The following is a 12,382-nucleotide window of genomic DNA, read 5'->3' as shown; positions in this document are numbered from 1 at the left end:
GGGGGCCCGTGCTAGAAATGGGGCGTGCCCACGCTCCCCAACCCCAAATGGTTCGAAGCGCTGAAGAAGGATCCCAAGGTCACCGAGTCCGGGATCCGCTGGTTCACTCCCGAGGAGGCCGAGGCGAAGCGCGTCGAGCTCGCGAGCTGGTACGAGACGCGTGACGAGCGCGTGCAGCACCACCTCCCGGACGCGGCCTTCAACGCCGCCAAGGAGCAGGCCGCGCGCTTCATCCCCGTCGCCGAGACTCCCGCCACCGCTGACCGGCTGGGCCAGAAGACGCGCGGCTGGCTGCTGCTCGGCAAGCAGGCTCCGGACGAGCTGAAGGTGGCGCTGTCTCCCGTGCACCCGCCCTTCCTCTGGATCGGCGCCGGGCAGACCGCCGCCACGCTCAAGGACGCGCTCGCGCCCTACTTCCTCAAATACGCCCCCTCCGAGGAGAAGATGGGGAGCACCGTGCGCGCGTTCATCGGCACCGGGGCCGTGAACAAGATCGATCTGATCCAGCTCCACGACCGCTACAAGGCCTCCGCCTTCCTCGATGGCACCGCTTGGGGCAGCGCCTTCAAGAAGGACCCGTACCTCGACACCGTGCCCAGGGGCCCCGAGGGCGAGACGATGATCCGCCGCTACCGCGATCAGGACTCCGCCGCTCTGCCCTCCTTCAGCTTCCGCTCCCTCTTCTCCAAGTCCGTGCTCCGCGCCGAGGCCCACGCCAACGTCGCCCCCGGCGCACACATCTTCGTCGCCCAGGTCCGCTACCACGCCGCGAAGCAGGCCTCCCTCATCAAGGGCCTCAACGAGCGGCTCGGCATGCACCTGCCCGAGGATCTCCCCGTGGATGTGGCCGGCGCCCTCATCGGCCTGCCCTTCGATCCGCCCGAGCTGATCCGCGCCGCGCTCCCCAAGGCGACCGAGCCCGCGAAGCTCTCCTTCGCCCTGCTCTGCCTCGACAGCCTGGCCAGCGACAACGCCGCCGCGGAGAAGGACCTGCGCGAGTACGCCTCGCACCCCGACGGCCATGTGCGCGAGCTCGTCGCCAACCTCGCCCTGCGCCGGGGACTGAAAAATCTTCTCACCGAGATGGCCTCTCGCGAGTCTCACCCCGAGTTCAAGAAACAACTCTCCGAGGCAACCCAGCGTCTCGCCTGATCCGGGGTTCCCGCGAGGGCACAAGTAACCCTCTCAGGGGCCATGCACTCTGAGAGCGCACATGGGCGGATACCCACGTCCATGTCCCACCGTCAAAATCCCGCCCTCCAGGCAAAAAAAGACGCCAGCCACGTGCGCTGATCGCAACTGCTCTCTGGGGGGCGCGGACAATTCCTGAGCCTCTTTTCTTTCTGAAGGAGAAGTCCCATGTCCCGTCCCGTTGATTCCGGCTCTTCGTCCGCCGCCGCCGCCGCCGCTGCCGAAGCTGCACGCCGCGCCGCTGCCGAAGCCGCGCGCCGCGCCGCCGAGGAGGCCGCTCGCAAGGCCGCGGAGCAGGCCGCGAAGAACCAGGCCACGCAAGGCCCCACGGGCACCCAGACGCAGGGCCGCACGCTGCAGCCCGCCCCCACCCGCGATGAGTTCAGCGCCAACACCCCCGCCAACGCGGTGAACCTGGATGGCGGCGCCCAGCCGGGCCAGGGCAACACCCAGCTCCCGGCCACTCCCGAGGAGCTGCCCAAGTACTTCCCCGAGCTGAAGGACAAGCCCAAGGAGACGCTCGAGAAGGCCTACAAGTCGATGAAGTCCCTCGTCGAGGGCGACTTCTCCGAGAAGGCCACCGCGCTGGGCGAGCTGGCCGGGACGTTCCCGGACACGATGAAGAACGTCCTCGACAAGCTCGGCGTCAAGGACAACAAGCTGGTCAAGCTGGCCACCAACAAGGACGCGCTCGGCGCGCTGGGCACGCTGACCAAGAAGGACGCCACCGTCGCCGACCGCGCCAAGGCCGCCCTGGAGCTGGCCAACGCGGGCGCGGAGATCTTCAAGCCCGAGGACCTCAAGGGCGTCCTCAACCACGCGCTCAACGGCCTGCCCGCCGGCGCCAAGCTGGCGGAGACGATCGGCACCTTCATGGACCCGGAGAAGGGGCCCGTGGACAAGGCCAAGGCCGCGCTCGGCATGGCCGAGGCCCTCAAGGACTTCGCCGGCAAGTCCTTCCCGGACCTGGCCAATGATCTGCGCAAGCTGGATGGCACCTTCAAGGCCGCCAGCGCCGCCATCACCCTGCTGGATCCCAACGCCTCGTTGCAGGACAAGGCCCTGGCCGGCGCTCAGCTCGCGGCGGAGATCCCCGACCTCAAGAAGGACCTCACGGGCTTCAAGGACGCGCTCAAGCAGTTCGGCGTGAAGAACGCGGATCAGGTCGCCGAGCAGGGTGCGCAGCTGGCCGAGGCCGCCGTGAAGGGGCTGGATCCCGCCGTGGCCCAGAAGCTCACGCCCGACCAGCTCAAGGGCCTCCAGGAGGTGGCCACCAAGGTCGGTCCGGACGAGCTCGAGGGCGTGCTCAAGGGCCTCAAGGATCCCAAGGCCGTCAGCGATCTCGTCGGCCAGCTGGGCAAGCTGGACGAGGCTGCTGGCAAGCGGCTGCTCAAGTCGCTGGGCGGCATGGAGCACGAGGCCCTCACCAAGGCCATCTCGGATCCGAAGGTGCTCGAGCAGTTGGGCACGCTGGCCACCAAGCTCGATGACGAGGGCGCCGCGCTCATCGGCAAGCTCGCCAAGGACATGGGCGCCGATGACCTCAAGCTCCTGCTGAAGTTCACCGACGGCGTCGACGGCGACATCCTCAAGACGGGCCTCAAGGCGGCCTCGGGTGCGCTGGAGCAGGGCGGCGGCAAGCTGCTGGCCAAGGGCCTCAAGGCCCTGGACGGCGTGCTCGGCAAGCTGGGCGTGAAGATCACCGGCGAGGTGGCCGAGAAGGTCCTCAAGAACCTCACCAAGGTCGTCCCGCTGGTGGGCGCGGCCCCCGGCCTCATCGACGCGTACAACTACGGCAAGGACGCCGCCGAACTCCGGGACAAGAACAAGGACCTGGGCTTCTTCGCCACGGTGGGCGCCACGCTCAACGCCACGGACGCGGTGGTGGGCACGGTGCTGGACTTCACCGGTGTGGGCGCGGGCGTGGACCTGGCCGCGGGCGCGCTGTTCGGCGTGGCCGAGCTGGGCTTCGATCTGGCCTACGGCGCCGAGAAGGCCAAGTTCGACGCGGACCCGGCCAACTACCAGGCTCCGGACTGGATGAAGGCGGTCAACCTGGGCGCCGCGGCGCTCGGTGGGCCTCAGGGCATGGCCGCACTGGCGGCCTACTACGGGCCCGAAGGCGCCGCTCAGCTCACCCAGTGGGGCATCGAGAAGGGCGCCAAGGGCGCGGTGAAGCTCGCCGAGTTCGCCGGCGTCAGCGCCGCCGAGGCCACCGGCGATGGGCTGAAGACGACGGCCGGCTTCATCCACCAGATGGCCGACGTCATCCGCAACCCGTCCAAGTACGGCGAGGCCGTCGTGAAGACGGCCACCGACGCGTTCAACGCCGCCATGGAGAAGGGCGGAGAGATCGCCGAGGAGGCCAAGAAGGTCCTCGGCAACGTCATCGACGAGGCGAAGAAGCTGGGTGAGAAGGGCCTCGAGACGCTCAAGTACATCGCCCAGAACCCGGGCGAGGCCGCGAAGATGGCGGTCGACGGCATCAAGAACATGATCGAGTCCGGCGCCGACCTGGTGAAACAGGGCGGCGAGGCGGTGCTGAAGAAGGCCGCCGAGACGCTGGACGCGCTCAAGACGGGCTGGGAGAACCTGAAGGGCGCCGCGGCCGAGAAGGCCAAGGAGCTCATCTCCGGCGCGAAGACGGCGCTCCAGTCCGCGATGAACAAGGCGGTGGAGCTGGGCGAGAAGGGCCTGGAGACGCTCAAGTGGGCCGCCACCCACCCGGGCGAGGTGGGCGAGATGGCCAAGAAGGCCTTCACGGACATCATGGCCAAGGGCGGCGAGCTGGCCAAGAAGGCCTGGGACGGGCTCAAGAACCTGGGTGCCCAGGGGCTCGCGGTCGCAGAGGCCAGCGTCAAGGCGCTCAAGGACGCGGGCGGCAAGGCGGTGGAGACGCTCAAGTACATCGCCGAGAACCCCGGCGAGGCCGCCGCCAAGGTGCGCGAATGGGCCGGGCAGACGCTCTCGGACATCGCTCGCAAGGGCGGAGAGCTCGCCACCGAGGCCGCCACCGCCATCAAGGACTTCGTCGACAAGCGCGTGGACTGGGCCAAGAAGTTCGCCACGGACCTCCTCAAGGAGGGCGTGGAGTCCTTCAAGAACGTCGCCAAGGCCTGGGCCGAGAACCTCACCGAGGGCGGCAAGGAGATCCTCGGCGCGCTCAAGGACCTGGGTGACGCGGGCGTGGATGCGCTCAAGGATCTGGCCAGCGCGGGCGGCAAGCTGGCGGAGACGGCGGTGGGCTACCTGAACGACCTGGCGAAGATGGGCATCGACGCGGCGAAGGGCGCGCTCGATGGCCTGGCCAAGCTGGGCGGTGAGGTGGGCCGCCTGGCCGGCGAGGCGTTCGACGCCGTGAAGAACGCGACCAACGGCGAGGTGAGCGTCTTCGGCGTGGACGTCGACCTGAACCCGTTCTGGTAACAGCGGGACCTGAAGGTTCGAAGTACCGGGAGGCTCCCATCCACGTGGGAGCCTCTCGGCGTTTCAGGGCTCAGGACACCACGAAGCTTGCGGTGCCCTTCAGCTCCACGACGTCTGTCGTCTGGAGCTGGGCGCTGGCCAGAATATGGGGAATCAGTTGGCTGCGCGTGAAGAAGCCCTGCGTGGTGATGGCCTGCTCGTACACCGGGGAGGCGAGGACCACCCGCGGGACTAGAAGGGTAAACAAAAGCGCGCCCGCGTCCGCATCCGGCCTGAGCGTGATGGTGACCAGGGTGCCGATCTCCGTCTCCACCTGGCGAATATCGTCGCCCCGAGCGTTCACCTCGCGTTCGCGATCCTTGTAGTGAAAGAGCGGATCCCCGGTGATGCTCGTCGCCGAGAAGGAGACGGAGATGCGCCGGTTCTGGACGTTGAAGGTGTTCGCGTCGATCAGGGAAACACCCTTCGTCGTGGGCTCTGAAATGGCTGTGGTCATGGAATTTCCTCGTTTGGGGTTGTGCCGCGCGGGGTCGTCGCGCGGTCGGAGGGTTGGAGTCAGCCCCGCGAGGATGTGATGGACGCGTTCACCCACTCGCGCACCTGACTGCGCAGCCGCTCGGGCTCAAAGGGCTTCTCCACCCGAGGGTTGCGCACCCGCTCCAGGAAGGACCTGGCTCCTGGCGTGTACGCACCACCCGTGATGAACACCATCCGCCGCGCCCGGTCCGGCCGCACCGCCTCCAGGTGAGCGTGCAATTCCATGCCCGTCACCTCCGGCATCATCAGATCGCAGAGGATGACGTCGAAGTCCCCCTCGGGCGAGGAGAGCAGCTCCAGGGCCCGCTGCGAGCTCACCAGCATCTCCACCTGATGGTCCCGAGCGAGCGTCCGGCGCAGCGCCGCGCTCACCAGCGGATCATCATCCACCACGAGCACCCGGCCGCGTGCCGGCTCTCCAGGGGGGCGGGCCTCGCTGACCACCGGTGCGCGGGGCGCCGGCACGCTCGACGCGGGCAGCGTCACCCGGAACACCGTTCCCTGCCCCACCTGGGACTCCACCTCGATGCGTCCGCTCATCGAGGTGATGAACGCATGGCACAGCGCCAACCCCAACCCGGTGCCCACGCCCACCGGCTTGGTGGTGAAGAAGGGGTCGAAGATGTGGCCGAGCACCTCGGGAGGAATGCCGCAGCCCGTGTCCCGGACCTCGGCCACCACCTGCCCCTCGGCGCCACGCTTGAGCACCAGGCGGACTTCATTCTTCTCGGGCTGGCCCTCGGGCAACGCCTGGGCCGCGTTGATGATCAGGTTGAGGAACACCTGTGCCAACCGCGCCTCGTTGCCCTCCACCTGCGGCACGTCCGCCGCGTATTCACGGATGAGCTGGGCACGCGGGCGCAGCTCTCCGGCCGCCATCTTCGCCGCCGAGTCCATCACCGCCCGCAGGTCCACCGGGCCGCGCGCGTCCTCGTCCTGGCGTGAGAACGTTTTCAAATCTCGCACGATGCGGCGCACCCGGTCCGCGCCCTGCAAGGCCTCGCGCAGCACCTGCTGCATCTCGCGCAGCCGCTCGCGCAGGGGCTCGGAGCCCTCCGCCATCCGCGACAGCGTCTCCGACTCCTCGCACGCGTGCTCGAGGTTGGACACGATGTAGGCCAGCGGGTTGTTGATCTCGTGCCCCACGCCGGCGGCCAGGGTGCCCACGGCGGCCATCTTCCCCGCCTGCACGAGCTGGGACTGGGTGGCGCGCAGCGTGCGCAGGTTCGCATCCAGCTCCGAGTTGGCCCGCGCCAGCTCCTGGGTGCGCTCCTCCACGCGGGCCTCCAGCCAGCGCTCGCGCCGCTTGAGCCGGCCCACGCGCCAACCATAGATGGCCGCCGCGAGCCCTCCCGCTCCCAGTGCGCACAGCGCGTAGAACCATGCGGCCTGGTAGAAGAAGGGCTTCAGCGTCACCTCCAGCACCTCCCCCGGCTCGACCCATCGCCCCTGGCGATCCATGGCCTCCACCTGGAAGCGATAGGTGCCCGGAGGCAGGCGCGTGTACGTGGCCACCCGCCGGCCCTCAGCCTCCACCCAGTGGCTGTCGTGCCCCTCCAACCGGTAGCGGAACTGCACCCGCGAGCCCCCCTCCACCATGATGGCGGTGAAGCGGATGTCCAGGTCCCGCTGCCCCGGCTCCAGCTCCAGCCGCTCGGCCACCTCCACCGGCTTTCCCTGGACACGGACCTCCTCGATGCGCGGCTGGGGCGAGGTGTATCGAAGCCGCGGATCCCTCGGGTTCATCATCACGGCACCCCGCAGGTTGGCGAACCACATGCGGCCGTCCCGCGTCTTCCACCCGGAGGGCTGGGAGCCGCCATTGCACTCGCCCACCCGCATCCCGTCCCCATCGTCGAAGAGCTCGCCGTTCACCCGCTCGCGCCGGCCATCCGCCACCTCCTCCAGTTCCTGGTGGCTGATGCGGGCGATGCCCTTGTTGCTGCTGCTCCAGAAGAAGCCGTCCTCGTCCGGCAGCAGGGTGAAGACCGTGTCGTCTGGGAGCCCCTGCGCGGTGGTGATCGATCGGAAATGCCCCTCTTTGAAGCGGGACACGCCCGCCGTGGTCCCCACCCACAGCGTTCCGTTCGGATCCACATGCAGGATGTTCACCGTGTCTCCCGCCAGCCCGTCCTTGCTGGTGAAGCGGGTGAAGGTGCCTCGAGCGAAGCGGACCAGCCCGGTGTACGTGCCGTACCAGATCGTCCCCGAGTCCTCGCGGATCATGGGCAGGATGATCTCGGGGGTGAAGCCCTCCCGCTGGCCATGGAGGACAGCGCGTCCGTCGCGCAGCTCGACGAGCCCCTCCGAGGTGGCGAACCACATGCCGCCCGGCTCCGGCGCCATCGCGAAGATGCTCATGTCCGCGGGCACGCCCTGCTCGGGCCCGAGAGCCCGGACGAAACGCTCGCCCGTCAAGCGCCAGGCTCCCGTGGGCGTCCCCACCCAGAGCGCGCCGTCCGAGCCTTCCGCCATGCAGGCGATGCTCTCGTCCGGCAGCCCCATCGTCGATCCCACCTGGATGACGGCTCCGTCCTTCACCTGCTCCAGGCCTCGGCCCGAGCCCATCCAAAGCGTGCCGTCCCGGGTCTCCAGCACGAATCGGACGCCGTCGAGGTGCGAGCCCTCGGGCTCGCCGATCGTCACGAACGGGCCATTGCTCAGGTAATGGACGCCGTCATTCCACGTGCCGATCCAGAGGCGCCCGTCGCGATCCTCCATCAGGCCCCGGAGCGAGTCTCCCGCCAGCACCTTGGCGCCGGTGAAAGGGGTGAACCCCACCACGTTGTGCCGCAGCAGGCCGCGATCGGAGGCCACCCACAGGTTGCCGTCGCGATCCTCGAGCAACCCCGACACGGGCGCATCCGGCACCCCCTGCTCCGGGCCGTACTGGGTGAAGCGGCCGTCACGAAAGGAGAACAGACCGTTGGTCGAGCCCACCCACAACATGCCATCGCGGGTCTGCTCCAGGGCCCGCAGCGGCTTGGGGTCACTCTTCCAGGGCCAGGGGGTGACCGAGATCGTCTCCCCGGACACGTGGACCAGGCCCTGATTCGCCCCCACCCACGCGCCGCCCTCCCCATCCCCGGTGACGGCCCCGGTGCCTCCAGGGGGCAGGCCCTGCTGGACCGTGTAGAACCGCCAGGGGCCCTTGCCGGACACCGGCGCTCGCACCAGCCCGATGGACGAGCTGATCCACACGGACTTGCCGTCCACGGCGAGTCCTCGGATGCCGGCCTCGGCCAGCGCACCGGCCTCGGGCGGACGGTGGAGCTGGCCTCCCTCGAAGCGGAAGAGGCCCAGGTTGGTGCCCACCCAGAGCACGCCCGTCGCATCCACCACCAGGGCGTGGATCTCCTGCTCGGCCAGCTCGGGCGAGTTCCTCCGGTCGAAGACGGCGAAGCGCGCCCCATCGAAGCGGGCGAGCCCCTCGAAGGTGCCAAACCAGAGATAGCCATCGGGCGTCTGGGCGACGGTGAGGACGGTGTTCTGCGGCAGCCCGTTCTCGCTGCGCCAGCTGTCATGGTTGTATTGGGAGGTGCGCCGGTTCGGCTCGAGCGCGAGGCCGGGCAGGGCCCACCCCAGCACTCCGATGAGCCAGAGCCCCAGGAGTCCATTTGCCCCCGGCGGCCGCCGATATCTCCGTGTTCCCATGGAGCGCCTAGTGTCCAGCACAGGGGGTACCCCGCGAAAGCTGGGACATGGCAGACCCACCTGCCCGGAGCTGGCGGGCAGCGGCTAGACTGGCGCGTCTGGGAGGAGCGCCGCATGAGCGAAGTCGTTCCCATCGCCAAGGGCCGGACCACGCTGATCGGGTTCTCGACACCGCGCCACTTCAACCCCGTCTCGTGGCTGGTGCGGCGGTTCACCAACAGCGAGTGCAGTCACAGCTTCTTCGTCTACTGGGACGACGACTTCGAGTGCGACATGGTGCTGGAGGCGCACGAGCTGGGCTTCCGGCTGATTGCCTGGCCTCGCTTCGTGAAGAAGAACCGGGTGGTGGCGCTGGTGGAGCCCGCGTTCGCGCTCGATCCCGGGTTCCTCAGGCTGGGCGAGTGGGTGGGCAGCGTCTACGACTTCGGCGGGCTCATCGGCCAGTCCGTGGTTCAGTTCGGCAGGTTCCTGCAGCGCAAGTGGCGCAACCCCTTCCGCTCCTCGAAGGCCATGTTCTGCAGCGAGTCCATTGCCCTCTGCATGCAGTGGGCGGGGCACCCGGACGCGAAGCTGTTCACGCCCAAGGAGACCACGCCGCAGGATCTGCTCGTCTTCTTCCGCGAGCCGGGCCGGGCGACGATCCTCGACATCCAGCGCTGGGACTGAGGGGTTGCGCGGGTTCAGCGTACGGCGAGGGTGCGGTTGCGCCAGTCGGCGGTGCTCCAGCGCTTGAAGGTGCCCGAGTCGTCGGGCCGCTCGGCCGTCTTCTCGGGGAGCAGCGTGTCCCGCTTGAGCACCTGGAAGGAGGACTTGATGCGGCCCTCCACCAGGGCTTCGCGCGCCACGAGGACGCGGGAGCCATCCGGGGTGAAGCCCGCGAGCTCCACGTAGCCCACGCCCGGCTCCGTCGTGGCGGGGGAGAGCGCGTCGAGCAGCCAGCCATCTCCTTCCTGGTGGAAGACCCACAGCTCGGTCCAGCCCTCCAGGAGCTGCACGGCCACGGTGACGGAGGTGCCCTGCGGGGAGCGGCGGATGGAGCTGGGCCACACCAGTCCATAGGTGCACTGGGTGGCCAGCGGTGTGCCGGTGCTCTTCTCGTCCACGAGGCGCAGGCACGTCTCCCCCGGCTTGCCGGGCGCCAGCTCGAGGCGCGGACCGGCGGCCAGCGTCTCGGGAGCGGGCACGGAGGCCCAGCGTGAGGCAGCTACCCGGACGGCGGCCACGGCGTAGGCGGAGCGGTCCTCGTCCGCCAGCTCGGACTTCAGCACCCGCGCCAGTTCGTCCACGGAGTGCTCACTGGCCTTGGCGCCCTTGTCCGCCTCGCCGCGACGGGCCCACTGGTAGGCCAGCGCGGCGTACACCTCGGCCCGGCGCAGGTGGAGGCGGTTGGCCTGCCAGGCCGGGAGCGTGCCGGTGTCCACCTGCTCCAGCACCGAGGCTCGCCACTCGTCGAGGGCCTGGCGCTCCACCTGCCGGAGCGCAGGGTCGATGCATTCGGGCCGGGTGAGGGCGAGTGCGGCCCGGAGCCGCGCCTCGGGGGTGCCTCCCAGCGCGAGCACCCGGCGGAACGCCTCTCCGTCGTAGCAGAGGCGGGTGCGGCCCTCCTGCTCGAGGCTGACGAGCTTCACCCCGTAACTGGCGGCCACGTCCAGATGCGCGGCGAGGGCCTCGTCATTGGACTTGCGGGAGGAGGCCCGCTTGGCCAGTCGGTCCGCGAAGGTGCCCATGGCATCGAAGAGCTCGGGGCCGACCTGGGAGGAGTTCGCCGCTCTCAGCAACGCCGCCGTGTAGCCGATGCCCAGCGCCTCCGCTCCCGAGGTGTCCCGGAGGAACTCCACCACGGCCTGGAGCTGGGGGGCGCTGGACTCCTCCAGGCGGTAGACGCGAACCTGCTGCGGACGGATGTAGCCGGGGCGCTCCCGGCCGTGGTCGTAGACCTGGAGGAAGCCCTGGCGTTCGCCTCGGACTTCGAGCCACTCGCCCTGCCACAACGTGGCCTGGCGGGGCGCGGAATCCTGGGGCGAGGCGCGCAGAGGGGACTGGTCCTGCACCACGAGGGCGATGGTGAGAATGGCGGCGAGCATGGGGCCTACTCCTCCTGCTGCTGCGTGCCCTCGGACGCGTAACCGGACTCGGACTCGTCGCTCGACTCGGAGCGGCGCGAGCCGGGGGCGCTGGCGTACTGGGGCTTCGGCGAGGACTGTCCCAGCAGGTTGCCGGCGATGAAACCACCGGCCTGGGGCGGAGCGATGATGACCTGGATCTTGTCGGACAGCTTGTCGGCCAGGGTCTTCTGGATGAGGAGGGGGTTCTTGGTGATGAGGTCGGCCTCGCGGGCGAGCTGCTCGGAGGAGGCCTTGCCGGTGGCCTCGATGCGGTAGGCATCGGACTCGGCGAGCTTGCGGCGGGCGTCGGCCTCACCGTCGGCCTCGATGCGACGGGCTTCGGCCTCGGCGCTGGCCTGGGTGATGCGGCTGACCTTGGCGGCCTCGGCCTCCAGGCGGCGCTGTTCGATCTCCTTCTCCTTGAAGGGGAGGATGTGGCGCATGGCCTCGGCCTTGGCCTTGGCGGCGATGATCTCCTCGCTGGCGGCGGCCTCGGCGACCTTCTCGCGGCGGACCTTCTCGGCCTCGGCGCTCAGCGCGGTCTCCTTGATCTGCTTCTCCTTGAGGTCCAGGGTGTAGCGCATCTTCTCGGCGCTGAGTTCCTCGGCGAGCAGGGCCTCCACGCCGTTGCGGTATTGCTGGGGCAGGTCCACGTTGCCCAGGGTGACGGAGCGGAGGAGGACGCCATCCTTGGCCAGGAGGGGGGCAATCTCGTCGAAGAGGGCCTTCTGGATCTCCATGCGCTGGGTGGCGAAGATCTCCCGGACGGTGTGCCGGGCGAAGTGACTGCGGAGCACCCCATCGATGACGGGCTCGACGAGCTCGCGGCCCACATCGTCCGGCACCGAGGCGGCCAACTGGGAGATGCGGGCCGAGTCGAGGGCGTAGCGAAGGGTGACCTCGACGCCGATGGACAGGCCCTCAGCGGACTGAAAGGGAGCGGGGCCACTGGCATTGGCGCTGCGGTCGGGCCGGAAGACCTGGTCCTTGAGGCTATAGAGGCGGAGCCGGTGGATGTGGGGGACGAGCAGGGCCCAGCCTTCGCGAAGCTCCGCGGTGTTGCCGGTGACGAGGTTCATCCGGATGCCGACCTGGCCCGGCTCGATGAGGGTGACGGGGCGCGAGGCGGCGACGAGGCCGACGGTGCCCGCCACGACGAGCCCGGCGGTGAGGCGACGGCCCTTGGGGGTGAAGATGGACCAGCGGAACAGGCTGACGACGGCGCCCAGTCCGGAGCGGACCAGGAAGACGCCCTGCTTCACACCTTCACTCAACTTCTCTGGGATGTTCATGGCCTTCAATTTCTCTTTGATGTTCATGGATGCCTTCTCCGCGAGAGAGGCAATGCATGACGGATACCCACCGCGTGGGCGGATGTTCACGAAGGTGCTCCGCTCTGTGCGCGTGTGAAGCGTGAGGAGCACGAACGCGAGCGCGCGGCTGCATGGACGCACGCGGTGTGGCCCGCG

The 12,382-nt window shown here is 69.1% G+C and carries 7 protein-coding genes; 3 read left to right on the top strand and 4 right to left on the bottom strand.

Annotated elements, in window-relative coordinates:
* The first annotated feature begins 24 nt into the window (after positions 1-24).
* Positions 25-1,152 carry a hypothetical protein gene (locus KY501_RS14140; RefSeq protein WP_224363455.1) on the top strand — a complete coding sequence of 376 codons (1,128 nt, stop codon included), beginning with the start codon at positions 25-27 and terminating at the stop codon, positions 1,150-1,152.
* Between the two features lie 207 nt (positions 1,153-1,359).
* Positions 1,360-4,617 carry a Dauer Up-regulated gene (locus KY501_RS14135; protein ID WP_224363454.1) on the top strand — a complete coding sequence of 1,086 codons (3,258 nt, stop codon included), beginning with the start codon at positions 1,360-1,362 and terminating at the stop codon, positions 4,615-4,617.
* A gap of 70 nt (positions 4,618-4,687) precedes the next feature.
* On the opposite strand, the gene KY501_RS14130 is transcribed toward KY501_RS14135, so the two are convergent.
* Together KY501_RS14130 and KY501_RS14125 are read right to left on the bottom strand one after the other, a co-directional pair.
* Positions 4,688-5,113 carry a hypothetical protein gene (locus tag KY501_RS14130; RefSeq protein ID WP_224363453.1) on the bottom strand — a complete coding sequence of 142 codons (426 nt, stop codon included), beginning with the start codon at positions 5,111-5,113 and terminating at the stop codon, positions 4,688-4,690.
* A 59-nt stretch (positions 5,114-5,172) separates the two neighbouring features.
* Complete coding sequence (locus KY501_RS14125; protein ID WP_224363452.1) at positions 5,173-8,808, bottom strand: two-component regulator propeller domain-containing protein; 3,636 nt, start codon at positions 8,806-8,808, stop codon at positions 5,173-5,175.
* Positions 8,809-8,922: 114 nt separating this feature from the next.
* Between KY501_RS14125 and KY501_RS14120 the strand changes: the two genes are divergently transcribed.
* Positions 8,923-9,474: a hypothetical protein gene (locus tag KY501_RS14120; RefSeq protein WP_224363451.1), complete on the top strand. Its 552-nt coding sequence runs from the start codon at positions 8,923-8,925 to the stop codon at positions 9,472-9,474.
* Between the two features lie 14 nt (positions 9,475-9,488).
* On the opposite strand, the gene KY501_RS53630 is transcribed toward KY501_RS14120, so the two are convergent.
* Positions 9,489-10,892 (bottom strand): hypothetical protein, encoded by a 1,404-nt coding sequence (locus tag KY501_RS53630; RefSeq protein WP_304608614.1) that lies wholly within the window; start codon positions 10,890-10,892, stop codon positions 9,489-9,491.
* Positions 10,893-10,897: 5 nt separating this feature from the next.
* A complete protein-coding gene (locus KY501_RS14110; RefSeq protein WP_224363450.1) occupies positions 10,898-12,232 on the bottom strand; it encodes an SPFH domain-containing protein in 1,335 nt (444 codons plus the stop codon).
* Between the last annotated feature and the right edge of the window lie 150 nt (positions 12,233-12,382).

The sequence above is a fragment of the Hyalangium versicolor genome (assembly GCF_020103695.1).
Lineage (GTDB): Bacteria > Myxococcota > Myxococcia > Myxococcales > Myxococcaceae > Hyalangium > Hyalangium versicolor.
This window is presented reverse-complemented; position numbering and strand designations above follow the sequence as displayed.